Raw genomic sequence first — 16,240 nt, 5'->3', positions numbered from 1 at the left:
AAAATGAAATACACCCCCATCGATAATAGCTTATTTATTCTTAATAGAAGTAAATTAGTAGCAAAATTAGTTCCGAATTCGATTGCTGTTTTTCATTCGAATGACATTTATCCCACCAATGCCGATGGAACATTGCCCTTTAGACAAAACAATGATTTATTTTATTTTTCAGGCATCGACCAAGAAGATACTATTTTATTGCTTTTCCCAAATGCTTTAGATCCTAAATATAGAGAGATGCTCTTTATATTAGAGACAAATGAACACTTAGCAATTTGGGAAGGTCATAAATTCACAAAATCTGAAGCAAGGACGCTATCTGGAATCGAAACTATTTTTTGGTTTCATGAATTTGATGACATCCTTAAGCAACTGATGTATGATGCCACAACGATTTATTGCAACCAGAACGAACATGGCAGAGCTAAAAAAATCATAGACACCCGAAACGACCGGTTCATTAAACAATGCCAAAAAGAGTATCCTCTACACCAATACATGCGGTTGGCACCTATTACAAATGAATTAAGAAGTCAAAAAGAACCACAAGAAATCGAAGCAATTCAGAAAGCGTGTAACATCACGAAAAATGCGTTTGAACGTATCCTTAAAACAATTAAACCTGGAATAAAGGAATATGAAATTGAGGCAGATATTATTTATGAATTTATACGCAATGGGTCAAGAGGACATGCTTACCAACCAATAATTGCTTCCGGCAAAAATGCTTGCGTATTACATTATATTCAAAATGATAATATATGTAAGGATGGAGAATTGATTTTAATGGATTTTGCTGCGGAATATGGCAATTATGCCTCAGACATGACTCGTGTAGTACCAGTAAATGGCAAATTCAATCCGCGACAAAAAGAAGTATATACTTCCGTATTAACGATCTTTAAAGCGGTCAAAAAACTGATTAAACCTGGTATTACACTACAGGAATTAAACAAAGCAACAGGAGAATTCACAACAACTCAACTAATATCATTGGGTTTGTTAAGTAAAGAAGAGGTTGCCCTACCAAATGGAAATTTGGCTTATAGAAAATATTTTATGCACGGCTTTGGGCACCATTTAGGATTGGATGTACACGACGTACATATAAAAAATGCCCCCTTAAAAGAAGGCATGATTGTAACATTAGAGCCCGGAATATACATTCCCAACGAAGCAATTGGTATTCGTTTAGAAAATGATATATTGGTAGTTAAGGATGGAAACGTGGATTTAATGGCCCACATCCCACTTGAATTAGAAGATATAGAATCGGTAATGCTTTCATAGTTTGAATGTTATAAATTCTAACTATTTCAATCAAATTTAATCCAAAAATTAACAACCTAAGGAGTATAACGCCCGTTTAAAAGATTACTTAAGAATCAAAATCATCTTTTTTTTTCTTAACAAACCGTAAATACCATGAAAAGAATTATACCATACTGTACGATTTTAGCGCTTTTGTTTTTAGGAACATCCTTTAATCAACCTGATGCTAAGAACTATTACGATACTGGCTTAACTAGCTTAAATCAAAAGGATTATATTAAAGCAATTGGCGATTTCACGAACGCTATTAGCTTAAATCCAAAATTTGGAGACGCCTATTATTATAGAGCGTATTCTAAGGAGTTACTTGGTAAGAAAATGGGCTTTGAAAGTTCTGAATTATGTTCAGACTTGATTTATTCCATGGTTTATGGAAAAGAAGAAGCATCTGATAAAATAAATGAATTGTGTACAGGTGAATGCTTCAATATGGAAGCTGCTTTTGTAGAGCCTGAAATTGTATACTGTGCAGACTTTAGCTCTCAAGTTTTAACTGATTTGCCTGCAAACGTTGAAAATTTACATTACTTAGTTAAATTGAACATGTTCAATAACAAACTAACAACACTTTCTCAATCTTGGACTCATTTAGATAAATTAATTTCTTTGGATTTAGGCAGCAATAGATTAACACTTTTACCACCAGTTATTGGCAAATTAACAGAGCTGAAAGAATTAAATTTAAATAAAAATTTACTTTCTTCATTACCTGCCGAAATTGGAAATTTAAAACATCTGCAAACATTAACATTAAGACAAAACGGTTTGAAATCGTTACCAACAAACGTTGGTTCCTTAACAGAACTTGAGACCTTGGATTTAGCATTAAACATGCTTACTGTATTACCATCTGAGGTAGCATATATGAAGAAGTTGAAAAAACTTGTACTTGTTGGAAATGAAATTTCTTCGAAAGAACAACAACGCATTAAAACGTTATTACCAAATACGGATATCACATTTGAGTAATCAATAAAAAAGAACATAAAAAAACCGACTTAAATTAATAAGTCGGTTTTTTTATGTCTTTAAAAGAATTAAGCTAAAGCAATACGCGCAAATTCAGATACTGTCAAACCTTTTTGGTATGTATCTAACATTTGAGAAATTGTTTTAGAATTGTCTTTTACAAATTCTTGATTTAACAACGTATTATCTTTGTAGAATTTATTCAATTTACCTAGAGCAATTTTTTCAAGCATTGCTTCTGGCTTACCTTCAGTTCTAGCTTGTTCTTTACCTATTTCAATTTCACGCTCTACAACACTTGGATCAACACCATCTTTATCTAAAGCAATTGGCTTCATTGCAGCAGCTTGCATTGCTACATCTTTACCAGCTTCAGAGCAATCTTTTCCGCCTGTATTTTTCAATGCAACCATTACACCCAATTTACCATTAGAGTGAACATAAGGAACAACTTGTTCGCCGTCCATAGATACATAAGAAGTAATAGCTACTTTTTCACCAATTTTACCTGTAAGGTCAATGATGTGATCGTGAACAGTACGACCATCAGCTAAAGCTAAAGCAGAAAGTTCTTCTGTTGTTTTAGGATTTTTAGCAACAGCAACATTCATTATTGCTTCTGATAAATTTTTAAAATCAATTACTTTAGAAACGGGTTCTGTTTCGCAAGCAAGTGCAATTAATTTGCCATTTTTACCATCTTTAGAAATCGTAATTGCAACGATTCCTTCAGAAGTAACGTTTTCTGCACGTGCTGCAGATACTTTTTGTCCTTTTTTACGAAGAATGTCAATAGCTGCTTCAAAATCTCCACCTGATTCAGTAAGAGCTTTTTTGCAATCCATCATACCTGCTCCGGTCATTGTTCTAAGCTTATTAACTTCAGCTGCCGTTATTGTTGACATGATTAAATGTTTTATGGTTATGAATTGATTTAATTTTAAAAAAAATTGAACATTGGAGACCAATGTTCAATTTTTAATATGATTTAGAAAACAGATTATTGAATCTCAGCTTTATCAGCAGCCTTTTTTGATTCTTCGTCTTCTTTTGTTTTTTGATCATCTTTTTCTCTTTTTCTTTCAGACAATGCCTCTTCAATTGCTTGACCGACAGAGTGCGTTAAGATAGAGATAGATTTAAATGCATCATCGTTTGCAGGGATTGGGAAATCCACGATTGTTGGATCAGAGTTTGTATCAACAATAGCAAAAACAGGAATACCTAATTTTTTTGCTTCAGCGATAGCAATGTGTTCTTTTTTAACATCCACAACAAATAATGCAGCAGGTAAACGAGTCAAATCAGCGATACCACCTAAAACTTTTTCAAGTTTATCTTTCTCGCGAGACAATACAAGTCTTTCCTTTTTGTTTAAAGAGATGTAAGCTTCATCCTTCATCATTTTCTCCATTGAAGACATTTTCTTCAATGATTTACGAACTGTTGCGAAGTTTGTCAACATACCACCTAACCAACGTTCTGTTGCGAAAGGCATTTTCAATCTTTTTGCTTCTGCTGTAACAACCTCTTGAGCTTGTTTTTTTGTAGCAACGAATAAAACTTTACGTCCTGAACGAACGATCGTTTTAAGTGCCGCATTAGCTTCGTTTAAACAAACGATTGTTTTATTTAAGTCAATTAAATGTATACCATTCTTCTCCATGAAGATATATGGTGCCATTTTTGGATTCCACTTGCGTGTAAGGTGACCGAAGTGAACGCCTGCATCCAATAAGTCTTTATATTCGATTTTCTTAGCCATCGTATTATAAAATAGAGAGAAATATTAACGTTTACTGAATTGGAATCTTTTACGAGCTTTTCTCTTACCGTATTTCTTACGTTCTACCATACGAGAATCTCTAGTCATCAAACCTTCTTTTCTCAAAGGAGATTTAAATTCACTATTTACTAATACAAGTGCACGAGCAATACCTAAACGGATTGCTTCAGCTTGGCCAGTAACACCACCGCCTTGTACATTTACTCTGATATCATATTTTCCGGCTTCAGATAATAAGTTAAGAGGGCTCTCAACAGATATTTGAAGGGGTTCCGTTTTAAAATATGTTTTGAAATCAAGACCGTTTACTACAATAGCACCTTTACCTGATTGCAGGTAAACGCGAGCTACAGACGTCTTTCTTCTTCCAATGGCGTTTAATACTTCCATCTAAACAATAATTACAGTTGAATAACTTTTGGTTGTTGTGCTTCGTGCGGGTGTTGAGTTCCTTCAAACACATGTAATTGTCTGAATAATTCTCTACCGATACGATTTTTTGGCAACATACCTTTAATCGCTCTTTCTAGAACTCTTTCAGGATATTTTGCTAATGTTTCTTTTGGTGTTTGAAAACGTTGTCCACCTGGATGACCTGTATGTGTTGTATATACTTTGTCATTCATTTTGTTACCAGTTAAACGAATTTTCTCAGCGTTGATAATGATGACATGGTCACCACAATCTACATGTGGAGTATAAGAAGGCTTATTCTTTCCTCTTAAAATCATCGCAACTTGGCTGGCAAAACGACCTAGTGTTTTACCTTCTGCATCAACTATCACCCAGTTCTTCTGAACTGTAGCTTTGTTTGCAAATGTTGTTTTGTAGCTAATGCTATCCATTTTCTTTAATCAATAAATAATTCGCCCTTCAATTCAAAAAGGGATACAAAGATACCTGTTTATAAAATTAAATGCAAACCTAGTTCAAAGAAATCATGAAGAATACTCTTCTAATTTCTTTACAAGCACACTAAAATCCTTCGGATAAGGTGCTTTTATATCTAAAATCTGCTCATTAATATCTGTAAATATCAGAGAATTAGCATGTAATGCAAATCTCTGCATTAAGGGGCGTTCCTCAGAATCTTTTTTCAAATTAAATTTTTTTCTTTTAATTTCTGAAAGAAACAGTGGTTTTCCCCCATATGTTTCGTCTCCTACTATAGGAGCACCTAAATGAGAAAGGTGAATTCGGATTTGGTGCATGCGACCTGTAATAGGAATACACCTTACCAACGTTGCAACTTTAAATGCTTGAATAGTAAAGAAAATGGTTTCTGCAATCTTACCTTTTGCTTTATCAATTTTAACAACTCCAATTGGTAATGCTAATATAGGCAAAAAAACATCAACTCCATCCAAATCATGCGTACCATTCACTACAGCGTGATATTCTTTAGTCACATTTCTGGCTTCAAATTGCATCGATAAATGTCGATATGACTCAGGGTTCTTTGCAATCGCCAATACACCTGATGTTTCTTTATCGATACGATGACATAGCTGGGCATCTGGCCAATATTCTTTCGCTAACCTAAGTACACTTATAGTACCTCCTGTACGTTCATCTAAAGAAGATATATGAGGAGGTTTATTAATAAAAAAGTAATCATCGTTTTCAAAAATGATCCAATCTTTAATATCAACCTTTTTCATTTATTACTTTTCCTTTCTTTAAACGGAATTGAAATTCCGTTCCCTGATTTAATTTACTCAATACGCTGATTCTAGAATCATGCGCTTCGAGTATGTGTTTTACAATCGCTAAACCCAATCCTGAACCACCTTGATCTTTGGATCGGCTTTTTTCTACGCGATAAAACCGTTCAAAAATACGATTTAAATGTGTCTCTTCTATACCAGGACCATCATCTTTTACAGAAATAAGTACAGACTCTCCTTCTATTGAACATGAAAACAAAATAATTCCATTCTCTCTTCCGTACTTTATTGCATTGACTAACAGATTTGTAACTACTTGTCCAATCCTTAATTTATCGGCAAAAACATAACAAGATTTAGGAGAATATTTATAAAATTTAAGTTTAGATCCACGCTTTGAGGCCGCATCTTCTAATTGTTCAAAGATATCTTCGGCTAATTTATGGATATCAAAACTCTGAAAATGCATTTTTATTTCTCCGATTTCAAGTTGTGAAATCGTAATTAAGTCTTCGATTAATACATTCAGTCCGTCTAAACTATAGGCTGCCTTTTGCAGAAAACGATCTCGAACCTTAATATCCTCCATGGCGCCTTCTAAAAGAGTATGCACAAAACCTTGTGCAGCAAATAATGGTGTTTTTAATTCATGAGAAACATCGGCCAAAAATTCTCTTCTAAATGTTTCAAGTTTTTTTAATTCTTCAATTTCGCGTTGTTTTTGTACCGCAAAATCTGACAATTCTTTTTTAATTTTTACGATTGGATCTGTTGTATTTATATAAATATTACGTGCAGGGTTTTCAGCCTTCTTCTTATAAGGTTTTAATAAATCGGAAATTGTATCCAACTCTTTATACAAGGTTATATTTAATAATACATAACTCGCCCCTGTAATAACAATAAAGATAACAGCTAATAAAAGCTGCCAATTATGAAGGCTTGGTATAACGGAGAAGGCATAGAGCATAACCCCTACAAGTAGTGTTACAAATACACCAATAAAAAGTGCGACATTTTTGGGATGGGTTATCAAATTGTTTTTTTATTATTCGTCGATTGCAAACTTATATCCGATTCCTTTAATTGTTGTGATGTAATCGTCTCCAATTTTTTCTCTAATTTTTCGTATATGCACATCAACAGTTCGTGCAACAACATAGACATCTGTACCCCAAATATTTTTCAATAACTCATCTCTATTGAAAACAGTATTTGGCTTATTAGCTAGAAAATAAAGCAATTCAAATTCTTTCTTCGGCAGTATTATTTTATTGGCACCTTGCATTACCGTATAACTTGAACGATCAATAATTAAATCTTTAATTACAACACGTTCTTTTTCGGTGGTTATTTTTATCCCTCTCCTAAAAAAAGCAGACACCCTACTAATTAGTGCTCTAGGTTTAATTGGCTTAGTAATAAAATCATCAGCACCCGCATCAAAAGCTGCAATCTCAGAAAACTCTTCCGAACGTGCTGTTAAAAAAATAACATAAGTTTCTTTCAACTTAGGAATTTCTCTTATTTTCCGACACGCTTCAACCCCATCCATTTTAGGCATCATGATGTCCATCAAAATAAGTTGCGGTAAAAAATCCTTTGCTTCTTCGATTGCTTTTAAGCCGGTATTGGCTGTACGAACATCGTAGCCTTCTTTCGTAAGATTATATTCGAGCAACTCAACTATATCTTCCTCATCATCTACTACTAAAATACGATTATTCGTTTTCATTTCTTATGGTTTATTTAATAATTCAGCCAATTTAGCATTCAACTCTTCACCGCGTAGGTTGGTCGCTACAAGCACTCCTTCTTTATCAATTAAAAACGTTGCTGGTATACCTTTTACTCCGTATAATTTTGCAGCGTCAGACTGCCATCCTTTCAAATCTGAGACATGGCTTGTCCATGCCAATCCATCCTTTAAAATTGCAGCTTGCCATTGATCTTTGTTATTATCTAAGGAAACACTGTATACCGTAAATCCTTTATCTTTATATTGATTATAAGCAGCTACTACATTTGGATTCTCTCCCCTACAAGGCCCACACCAAGATGCCCAGAAATCAATCAACACAACTTTACCTCGCAGCGAACTTAAGGAAATGATTTTACCTGAAGCATCCATTAAAGATAGTTCTGGAACAGGCTCCCCAACAGTTGATGCACCTTTGGGCAATTGCTCTTTAAGTTGTTTCGCCTCTAAAGAATTTGGATATTCTGTTATAAATCGATTACACAACTGTTTGGTATATTGCAAATCATTTTGGGTAAATAAGGGTATGATAGAGGAGTATACAACCTGTCTATTATCCGAACCTGGAGGACAAGCACTAACTAATTTTTCAGCAGCGGCTTTCCAAGAGTTTATATCTTGAGGAACCATGTATTGAAAATAATTCTGGACTTTAGAATAGAGCATATCACCTGCAGCATATTGTTTGTCTGTAAATTCATCTGGTCCAAAGAATGTCTCAGCCGTTTTACCTTCAAACATAAACATGTTAATTACCTTCGTCATAAACATGTTTGGATATTGCTTAGCAAGGTTTTCCATTTGCACATTATATACAGCATTAGACGAATCACTTTTAGCCTTCAACACTTCAATATATTGATTAAACAGCTCTTCCGTCATCCCTGGTTGTTTTTGCAAATCTTGAGCTGTTTTATTTAGAGCAGCATTTTGCGCTGCTTGTATTTTATTCAGGTTGCGATATAATGCATATTCTTCATTCTCTTTGGAATCTAAAATTGTGATGCTACGCTCAATGTCCAAATTACCTGAAATCACCATACTCTCAGAACCCGCAACGATAGTGAAAGCAGATTCCTTATCAAAACCTATCTTATAAAACCCTATTGCAATAGGTTCATTGTATTTAAACTCAAAAACACCTGCTTTTATTTTGGCAGAATCAAATACAGTAATTGTATTTCCTAGATATTTATATAAATAAATAGTTGAGTTATTAGACGGTGTAAGCTTTCCTTTTATTATTACAGGCTTAGCCTGAACTAGGCATACCACTGATAATAGTGCTAGTAAAGAAAGAGAAACTCGTTTAAGGTATTTCATGCGAATCAAATTTATATATAATAAAATAGAAATTACCCGTAAATTAAGTGAATTGATCAATATTAACAATTCCTTAATCTACGGGTAATACAAATATAATTTTAGAAAACTTATTTTTTTGTAAATACAATTGGATGTTTTAATCCTGAAAACTTTTTCAAGTCTACCTCCACTTTACCAATAAACATATCCGCTTCAATCTTAACGGGAATTTTATTGGCATCGTCTGATAACCACATACGTATGGAGTTACCACCATCAAACATTTCGTTATCAGGCATTACAGGTTGGATTTTAATGGCATTAATATATCCATAACTCGTCTTTACACGTTCTTTACCTGCATAACGTACTGTAAAGTCATATAATTTATCTTCAAAGAATGCTTGCAGATTAATATTCGTACCGACAGCCATTTTCGAATAATCTAATGTACGCAAATAATACGCACCACTTACGATGTCTTGAATATTGTGAGAAATAGAATAACTAGCAGTAGATTTGTCTAAGGTTTTGCCACTTTCCCGAATCACATTTGCCTTTTTATTGGCATAATCAAACATTACCATTTCTTTTAATTTGTAGTTTCCTTCTTCAATATCACGTAAGCTTCGTTGAGGAATTTTTGTAGCCGTATCGATATAACTCGTCCATTGATCACGTACGTGCATAGCCAAATCAAAGGTTCCGGTAGTAGTCCCAATAACAGCTGTTTTATAACAAACTTTATTATTTATAAAATATAAGGTAGGATCTACCTCAATACGTGCCTCTCCTGCATTGATAAACCCATAATGCAATTTATATAACAATGCTTCTTTTGGACCATATGCTGAAACCGTAGATTGAGGAGCTTGCGTTTCGTAGGCAAAAGACGTTATAGTAAATAATATGATTGAAAGAATAGTCAAGCGTTTCATAAGGGTATATTTTAAATATATGTATTGATATACAAATCGCATACCAATAATTTAATATAACATATAATATACCTTTTTTTTTGCAGAAATACTGCTTAATCTTTCAAAAATAGATGTTGATAAATCCAAATATGGCTTATACTAAAAGTTTGTATCTTAGCAAGATAAAATTATTTTAGATAAAAATGCTAAAATAATTAGTAATTATCTTGCTAATTATTTTAGCATTTTGTAGGTTTGTATCGTCGGTTAAGTAATCGGCGTTATTTGACAGTTAAGATGAAAGAGTAGAATATTTCTTCCTAGCATATCTGATAACAACATTTCAAACAATCAGTAAAAAAACATTGCCATGAGTAAAACTGCACCAAACCAAGCAAATGAAAAATTAAAAGCACTTCAGCTTACAATTGACAAATTAGAAAAAACATACGGTAAAGGTACCGTAATGAAATTAAGTGACGAAGTGGTTATGGATGTCCCTGTCATTTCAACAGGTTCTTTAGGCCTTGATATTGCCTTAGGCATTGGAGGCTTACCTAAAGGTAGAATTGTTGAAATATACGGACCAGAATCTTCTGGTAAAACAACCTTATCCATGCATTGTATTGCTGAAGCACAAAAAGCAGGTGGTATTGCCGCATTTATTGATGCAGAACACGCTTTTGATAAAGGTTATGCAGAAAAATTAGGCATCGATACTACTAATCTACTAATCTCTCAACCAGATAACGGTGAGCAAGCATTAGAGATTGCAGAACACTTAATACGTTCAGGTGCAATTGACATTATCGTTATTGACTCTGTTGCAGCCTTAGTGCCTAAAGCAGAAATTGAAGGCGAAATGGGCGAAAGTAAAATGGGCTTACAAGCACGTTTGATGTCACAAGCCTTACGTAAATTAACGGGTGCAATTAATAAATCAGGATGTTGCTGCATATTCATCAACCAGCTAAGAGAAAAAATTGGTGTAATGTTCGGTAACCCTGAAACAACTACAGGTGGTAACGCTTTGAAATTTTATGCATCGGTACGTTTAGACATCCGTCGTATTGGGCAAATAAAAGAAAGTGCTGACAACATTACTGGTAACCGTACAAAGGTTAAAGTAGTTAAAAACAAAATGGCCCCTCCATTTAAAGTGATTGAATTTGATATCATGTATGGGGAAGGTATTTCTAAAATTGGTGAAATCATTGACCTTGGTGTTGAATTAGGCATCATTAACAAAGCTGGGTCTTGGTTCTCTTACAATGGAACAAAATTAGGACAAGGAAGAGATTCGGTACGTACAATATTCCTTGATAATCCAGACATGCAAGACGAAATTGAAGCGAAAATTCGTCAGAAAGTGCAAGCAAGCGGAACACCCGCAGCCATGGAAGCATCTAAAGAAGAAGAACTCGAAGAGGAAGAAGCTTAATCTTCCCCTGCGAATTCTACCGCAGGAATTTCTCATGGCAAAAGGCATCGCATTCAGAAATGAATCGATGCCTTTTTTTATGGCAAATTCATCCATTTTCGACAATTAATACTCTTAGGAACATTAGCTAATTTTAATTTTGTTGTTCTATTTTCAAAGTACCTCCTATATACAATCTGTTTTATAACACTATTAACTATTCAAATTCCTAAAAAACCGATATTGATTCAATAATTTACTCTATATTCGATATCTTTTTAAAACGATTTTTTAAAGCGAATATGAATAAAGAACTCATATCACTCGATAAAACCAGTACAGCCTTCAAAATGTTGGAGCTCTCTAATGATATATATGTATTGACAGATACGATTGATAACACAGTATTAGATTTTAGTCCTAAACTCTCCACCCTAACGCAGTATCCCTTAAATAAAATTATTGGACAGTCACTACACTCCTTATTCAACGTTGATTCTAAAGCAGAATTTAATAGCATATTTGGAGGTTATTTTCAATACATAGACGAGAAATATGTCCAACAACTATACCTTCACAAACAAGACGGCACTCGTATACCAACGATTGTGACAGCTTACCAAAACCGAACAGATTTTGGACCCAAACACGTTCATTGCTTTTTTATTCGAGAAGTACAGGACAAGAAACTAGAGCAAGACGTTTTGGAAATAAAAAAAATGTTTCAAACGGTACTCAATACCATTCCTTCTCGTATTTTTTGGAAGGATACCAATTTAAATTATTTAGGTTGCAATAGTAAATTTGCGGTAGATGCAGGTCTTGAAGATTACAAACACATCATTGGAAAATCTGATTATGAATTGGCTTGGACTAAAGAGGAAGCCGACTTCTATAGATTAATAGACAAGCGTGTAATTGAAAGTGGACAAGCAGAATTGAATTATGAAGAGACTCAGTTAAATGCAATTGGAGATGCTACATGGTTGGAAACAAATAAAACACCTTTAATAAATATTAAAGGTGAAACGATTGGTATGCTAGGTACTTATACGGATATAACCGAACGAAAAAAATCTGTCGACATCATTAAGAATACGAATCGCGAGCTCGCACTCAAAAATAAAGAATTAGAACAATTTGCACACATCACTTCGCATGATTTACAAGAGCCTTTGCGTAGTATGTCTAGCTTCATCGATTTATTCTTATTAGAATATGCGGACAAAATTGATGAAAATGGAAAAATGTACTTAAAGTTTGTAGATGAAGCTGCAAATCGCATGCGCAATCTAATCACAGGATTATTGGAGTATTCTTTATTGAGTCTTGACACAGAGAAAGAGCAGGTTGATTGCAATGAAGTTTTACAAGATGTACTTGATGATCTTTCATTAAGCATACATGAAAACCAAGCACAGATTATATCAAAAAACACGTTACCCATACTCTTATGTAATCGCATTCATATTCGAATTATATTTCAAAATATGATTCAAAATGCAATGAAATTCAAATCAAAAAATATCCCTCCAATAATATTTATATCTACCACAGAACAAGGCGATTTCCACCAATTTACAGTTACAGATAATGGTATCGGTTTTAATCCAAACTATACCGATAAAATATTTATCTTATTTCAACGCCTACATAATACCAAAGAGTATAGCGGATCTGGAATTGGTTTGGCATATTGTAAAAAAATTATAGATTTGTTGGGAGGGAGCATTTGGGCAGAATCTCAAGAAGGCAAAGGTAGCTCATTCTTTTTTACCATTAAAAAAGCAGTATGACGGTAAGTAAACTCAACCAAATTTTGTTAATTGATGACGATGATGCGGTTAACTTCATCAATAAAATCATTTTAACTAAAATTGAATGTGCAAATGAAATTGTTGCTATTCAAAGCGCACGTATAGCATTAGACCTATTAGAGCAAAATGTACTTTCAGATCCAGAAAGACCAGAACTTATTTTTTTAGATATCAACATGCCCGGCATGGATGGATGGGAGTTTCTAGAAAATTATGCAAAACTGCCTAAGGATTATATTGAAAACATTAAACTCATCATGCTCACAACTTCCATAAATCCCGAGCATAAAAAACGTGCAGAACAATACAAAGAAGTTGCAGGTTTTAGAGTAAAGCCACTATCTATTAAAATGGCTAGTGAGATAATGGAAAGTTACTTTCAATAGTACTATTGAAAAAATAAAATCTGAATATCTCATACCGTCTAAAAGCCTTACGTATATAGACATTTCGTATATCCGTAAGGCCGTTACCTTAATTCATTTTTTGAAAAATAATTGACTGCAACATTCCGCCCAAAAACTTTTTTCTTATTATTCTTTTAAATTTATTTAACAATATTTGTTGCTCTACATCTACAAGTCTCTTTGTTTTCAAATACGTTGCTAACCTAAAAAAATGAAAGAGTACCCATAAATTTATTTTGGAAATATAACTCTGCAGGGATTGAGAAGTATATAAAACAAAGTCTGTAACATACAATATACCGTCTGGAGATAATGCTGAATAAAATTGTTGCAAAAGCCCCTGAACAATTTCATCTTCAAATAAATCTAAAAAATAATTGCACACAATCACATCATAGGTTTCAAATTTAAAATCTGCAACATCTGCACATATAAAATCTACTCGGTTCAAATCAGCAGGCAGGTACTTTAGAATACGTTGCTTAGAGTATTCTATCATCTTTTCAGACGCGTCTACATATGTAATCTTTACAGATTTATTTATTATTAATAATTGATGAAGAAAATCGCCTGTACCACCGCCTAGTATTAAGCAATGTGATTGCGTGGATAGATGTGATATAAAAGTAAGCTGACTTTTATTGATTTGATTGAAAGAAGCGATAGCCGCCATCTTATCATAAAAAAAAGCAATCCGATCAAAACCTTTCCCGACTGATCTACTATTATTTGATTGTTTATTAAACACACGTATTTATGGTTAAGTAATGCGTAACATACTATTAATGTATCAATAAATGATTCGTAAGGCTATTTTGTAATAAACAAAAATCTACTTTTATCTTTCCGAAGATATTAAATACAGCGATATTATTTTGCAAACGACATATTTAAATATATTTTTTAATTCTAAACATCCAGTTGCTGTTATGTGTTCGTATCTAACATACACAAATTATAAAAACTTAACTATACACCTATGAAATCGATCAATTTAAAATCACTTGCTGCAGGTATTGCTTTATCAGCTATCGTTTTTTCTTCTCAAGCACAAACAATGGATAACACGGTACTGGTAGGTGGCGAATCAATGTATCCATCAAAAAACATTATTGAAAATGCAGTAAATTCTAAAAAGCACACAACATTAGTAGCCGCAGTTAAAGCAGCAGGCCTTGTAGAAACATTGCAATCTAAAGGACCATTTACAGTATTTGCACCAGTTAACGATGCATTTGAAGACTTGCCTGAAGGAACAGTTGCAACACTTCTGAAGCCAGAAAACAAAGCAACGCTTACTAAAGTATTGACATACCATGTAGTTAGTGGAAAATACGATTATGCAGCCTTAGAAAAATTAATTACAGCTGGAAAAGGCATGGCTACATTGAAAACAGTGAGCGGTGGCACACTTACAATTATGAAAAATGGTGCACACAACATTGTTGTAAAAGATGAATCAGGCAACATCGCAAATATTTCTACTTATGATGTAATTCAATCAAATGGTGTAATACACGTTATTGATTCTGTATTGTTACCTAAGTAATTGTATTTTTAACGTGTAATTAGAACAATAGCTCATTGAGTAATCGTTCTAATTACACGTTATTTTTATTTCTAGTAATAAGATTAGCTTCACTCTTCCTTTTTATAAAATCCCTCAAATTCAAATACTTAATAACAGATTCTGGAATAAACACCTTTTACTCCCTAAAAATGCGTATCTTTGTGACTTGTTATTTTATATTTAAAATTTAATACCGTAATATTAAATGAAGTTATCCGAATTCAAATTCGCCCTTCCGGCGGAACTTGTTGCACAACACCCCGCTGCAAACAGAGACGAAGCAAAAATGATGGTTATTAACCGCAAAGCTGGTACCATCGAACACAAAATTTTCAAAGACATTATCAATTACTTCGACGAAGGCGATATCATGGTTATGAATAATACCAAGGTTTTCCCAGCGCGTTTATATGGTAATAAAGAAAAAACAGGCGCAAAGATTGAAGTATTCTTGTTGCGTGAATTGAATGCCGAATTACATCTTTGGGATGTTTTGGTTGATCCTGCTCGTAAAATCCGTGTAGGTAATAAATTATACTTTGGCGATAGTGATTTAGTAGCGGAAGTTGTTGACAACACAACATCTCGTGGACGTACGATTCGTTTCTTATTTGATGGAAACTCTGAAGATTTCGGAAAAATAATTGAAACAATTGGCGAAACTCCCCTACCTCGTTATATTAAACGTCCGGTTGAAGAAGCAGATAAAGATCGTTACCAAACAATATTCGCTGAAGTAAAAGGCGCTGTAGCTGCACCAACTGCAGGCTTGCACTTTACAAAGCAAGTAATGAAACGTATGGAAATTAAAGGAATTAACTTTACTCCATTAACATTGCATGTTGGCTTGGGTTCTTTCAGAACAGTAGACGTTGAAGATTTGACGAAACACAAAATGGATTCTGAAAACTTCATTGTAGGACCCGATACTGTAAGCGTTGTAAACAAAGCATTGGAATCTAAAAAACGTGTATGTGCTATTGGCACAACGTGTATGCGTGCATTGGAATCTTCTGTTTCTGCAAGCAATCGTTTGAAAGAGAATGCTGGTTGGACAGATCGTTTTATCTTCCCTCCGTATGACTTTAAAATTGCAAATGCAATGATTACAAACTTTCACATGCCTGAATCTACACTGTATATGATGGCTTGTGCATTTGGTGGATATGATTTAATGACTAAAGCTTACAAAACTGCAATTAAAGAAAAATATAATTTCTTAAGTTACGGTGATGTCATGTTGATTATTTGAGATTAAAAATTGTTACGTAATAAAGCAAAGAAGCTC

Annotated in this window: 17 protein-coding genes; 7 read left to right on the top strand and 10 right to left on the bottom strand. The window is 33.7% G+C overall.

The window, feature by feature from the left end; translation table 11 throughout:
• Positions 1 to 3: 3 nt before the first annotated feature.
• Together Q0543_RS16670 and Q0543_RS16665 are read left to right on the top strand one after the other, a co-directional pair.
• A complete protein-coding gene (locus Q0543_RS16670) occupies positions 4 to 1,290 on the top strand; it encodes an aminopeptidase P family protein (RefSeq protein WP_299255707.1) in 1,287 nt (428 codons plus the stop codon).
• 135 nt (positions 1,291 to 1,425) lie between these two features.
• Complete coding sequence (locus Q0543_RS16665; protein ID WP_299255705.1) at positions 1,426 to 2,301, top strand: leucine-rich repeat domain-containing protein; 876 nt, start codon at positions 1,426 to 1,428, stop codon at positions 2,299 to 2,301.
• Between the two features lie 68 nt (positions 2,302 to 2,369).
• On the opposite strand, the gene tsf is transcribed toward Q0543_RS16665, so the two are convergent.
• The 9 genes from tsf to Q0543_RS16620 all read right to left on the bottom strand — a co-directional run bounded on the left by tsf (position 2,370) and on the right by Q0543_RS16620 (position 9,756).
• A complete protein-coding gene (gene tsf / locus Q0543_RS16660) occupies positions 2,370 to 3,206 on the bottom strand; it encodes a translation elongation factor Ts (protein WP_299255703.1) in 837 nt (278 codons plus the stop codon).
• A 95-nt stretch (positions 3,207 to 3,301) separates the two neighbouring features.
• Positions 3,302 to 4,066, bottom strand: coding sequence for a 30S ribosomal protein S2 (rpsB, locus tag Q0543_RS16655; RefSeq protein ID WP_299255701.1), 765 nt, complete (start codon positions 4,064 to 4,066; stop codon positions 3,302 to 3,304).
• 24 nt (positions 4,067 to 4,090) lie between these two features.
• The gene (gene rpsI / locus Q0543_RS16650) at positions 4,091 to 4,477 is read right to left on the bottom strand and encodes a 30S ribosomal protein S9 (RefSeq protein ID WP_299255699.1); all 387 of its coding nucleotides are present in this window, start codon (positions 4,475 to 4,477) and stop codon (positions 4,091 to 4,093) included.
• Between the two features lie 11 nt (positions 4,478 to 4,488).
• Positions 4,489 to 4,932: a 50S ribosomal protein L13 gene (gene rplM, locus Q0543_RS16645; protein ID WP_299255697.1), complete on the bottom strand. Its 444-nt coding sequence runs from the start codon at positions 4,930 to 4,932 to the stop codon at positions 4,489 to 4,491.
• Positions 4,933 to 5,025: 93 nt separating this feature from the next.
• The gene (locus Q0543_RS16640; RefSeq protein WP_299255695.1) at positions 5,026 to 5,748 is read right to left on the bottom strand and encodes an RluA family pseudouridine synthase; all 723 of its coding nucleotides are present in this window, start codon (positions 5,746 to 5,748) and stop codon (positions 5,026 to 5,028) included.
• Entirely contained in the window at positions 5,735 to 6,790 is a 1,056-nt protein-coding gene (locus Q0543_RS16635; protein ID WP_299255693.1) for an ATP-binding protein, read from the bottom strand. Before Q0543_RS16635 ends, Q0543_RS16640 begins: the two co-directional genes overlap by 14 nt.
• 12 nt (positions 6,791 to 6,802) lie before the next feature.
• Positions 6,803 to 7,489 (bottom strand): response regulator transcription factor, encoded by a 687-nt coding sequence (locus Q0543_RS16630; protein WP_299255691.1) that lies wholly within the window; start codon positions 7,487 to 7,489, stop codon positions 6,803 to 6,805.
• Positions 7,490 to 7,492: 3 nt separating this feature from the next.
• Positions 7,493 to 8,836, bottom strand: coding sequence for a TlpA disulfide reductase family protein (locus Q0543_RS16625; protein ID WP_299255689.1), 1,344 nt, complete (start codon positions 8,834 to 8,836; stop codon positions 7,493 to 7,495).
• Positions 8,837 to 8,946: 110 nt separating this feature from the next.
• Positions 8,947 to 9,756, bottom strand: a complete 810-nt coding sequence (locus Q0543_RS16620; protein WP_299255687.1) for a DUF3108 domain-containing protein — start codon at positions 9,754 to 9,756, stop codon at positions 8,947 to 8,949.
• Positions 9,757 to 10,108: 352 nt separating this feature from the next.
• Here Q0543_RS16620 and recA point away from each other — a divergent pair, with 352 nt between their 5' ends.
• The 3 genes from recA (at position 10,109) to Q0543_RS16605 (ending at position 13,361) form a co-directional block, all read left to right on the top strand.
• Entirely contained in the window at positions 10,109 to 11,179 is a 1,071-nt protein-coding gene (recA, locus tag Q0543_RS16615) for a recombinase RecA (protein ID WP_299255685.1), read from the top strand.
• A 281-nt stretch (positions 11,180 to 11,460) separates the two neighbouring features.
• Positions 11,461 to 12,954, top strand: coding sequence for an ATP-binding protein (locus tag Q0543_RS16610; protein ID WP_299255683.1), 1,494 nt, complete (start codon positions 11,461 to 11,463; stop codon positions 12,952 to 12,954).
• Entirely contained in the window at positions 12,951 to 13,361 is a 411-nt protein-coding gene (locus Q0543_RS16605) for a response regulator (protein ID WP_299255681.1), read from the top strand. The genes Q0543_RS16610 and Q0543_RS16605 overlap by 4 nt, the downstream gene beginning before the upstream one ends.
• Positions 13,362 to 13,449: 88 nt before the next feature.
• On the opposite strand, the gene Q0543_RS16600 is transcribed toward Q0543_RS16605, so the two are convergent.
• Positions 13,450 to 14,130: a class I SAM-dependent methyltransferase gene (locus tag Q0543_RS16600; RefSeq protein ID WP_299255679.1), complete on the bottom strand. Its 681-nt coding sequence runs from the start codon at positions 14,128 to 14,130 to the stop codon at positions 13,450 to 13,452.
• A gap of 231 nt (positions 14,131 to 14,361) precedes the next feature.
• On the opposite strand from Q0543_RS16600, the gene Q0543_RS16595 reads away from it, so the two are divergent.
• On the top strand, positions 14,362 to 14,931 hold the full coding sequence (locus Q0543_RS16595) for a fasciclin domain-containing protein (protein ID WP_299255677.1): 570 nt from the start codon (positions 14,362 to 14,364) through the stop codon (positions 14,929 to 14,931).
• Between the two features lie 226 nt (positions 14,932 to 15,157).
• The gene (gene queA, locus Q0543_RS16590) at positions 15,158 to 16,204 is read left to right on the top strand and encodes a tRNA preQ1(34) S-adenosylmethionine ribosyltransferase-isomerase QueA (RefSeq protein ID WP_299255675.1); all 1,047 of its coding nucleotides are present in this window, start codon (positions 15,158 to 15,160) and stop codon (positions 16,202 to 16,204) included.
• The last annotated feature ends 36 nt before the right edge of the window (positions 16,205 to 16,240 follow it).

The organism is uncultured Cytophaga sp. (assembly GCF_937863595.1).
In the GTDB taxonomy this organism is placed as follows: domain Bacteria; phylum Bacteroidota; class Bacteroidia; order Cytophagales; family Cytophagaceae; genus Cytophaga.
Note: the sequence above shows the minus strand (reverse complement) of the source record. Positions and strands in the feature narration are given on the sequence as shown.

Excerpts from the sequence above, each read along its gene's own strand:
- Q0543_RS16670 (WP_299255707.1), top strand. The coding sequence starts at position 4 with ATGAAATACACCCCCATCGATAATAGCTTATTTATTCTTAATAGAAGT.
- Q0543_RS16665 (WP_299255705.1), top strand. The coding sequence starts at position 1,426 with ATGAAAAGAATTATACCATACTGTACGATTTTAGCGCTTTTGTTTTTA.
- tsf (WP_299255703.1), bottom strand. The coding sequence starts at position 3,206 with ATGTCAACAATAACGGCAGCTGAAGTTAATAAGCTTAGAACAATGACC.
- rpsB (WP_299255701.1), bottom strand. The coding sequence starts at position 4,066 with ATGGCTAAGAAAATCGAATATAAAGACTTATTGGATGCAGGCGTTCAC.
- rpsI (WP_299255699.1), bottom strand. The coding sequence starts at position 4,477 with ATGGAAGTATTAAACGCCATTGGAAGAAGAAAGACGTCTGTAGCTCGC.
- rplM (WP_299255697.1), bottom strand. The coding sequence starts at position 4,932 with ATGGATAGCATTAGCTACAAAACAACATTTGCAAACAAAGCTACAGTT.
- Q0543_RS16640 (WP_299255695.1), bottom strand. The coding sequence starts at position 5,748 with ATGAAAAAGGTTGATATTAAAGATTGGATCATTTTTGAAAACGATGAT.
- Q0543_RS16630 (WP_299255691.1), bottom strand. The coding sequence starts at position 7,489 with ATGAAAACGAATAATCGTATTTTAGTAGTAGATGATGAGGAAGATATA.
- Q0543_RS16625 (WP_299255689.1), bottom strand. The coding sequence starts at position 8,836 with ATGAAATACCTTAAACGAGTTTCTCTTTCTTTACTAGCACTATTATCA.
- Q0543_RS16620 (WP_299255687.1), bottom strand. The coding sequence starts at position 9,756 with ATGAAACGCTTGACTATTCTTTCAATCATATTATTTACTATAACGTCT.
- recA (WP_299255685.1), top strand. The coding sequence starts at position 10,109 with ATGAGTAAAACTGCACCAAACCAAGCAAATGAAAAATTAAAAGCACTT.
- Q0543_RS16610 (WP_299255683.1), top strand. The coding sequence starts at position 11,461 with ATGAATAAAGAACTCATATCACTCGATAAAACCAGTACAGCCTTCAAA.
- Q0543_RS16605 (WP_299255681.1), top strand. The coding sequence starts at position 12,951 with ATGACGGTAAGTAAACTCAACCAAATTTTGTTAATTGATGACGATGAT.
- Q0543_RS16595 (WP_299255677.1), top strand. The coding sequence starts at position 14,362 with ATGAAATCGATCAATTTAAAATCACTTGCTGCAGGTATTGCTTTATCA.
- queA (WP_299255675.1), top strand. The coding sequence starts at position 15,158 with ATGAAGTTATCCGAATTCAAATTCGCCCTTCCGGCGGAACTTGTTGCA.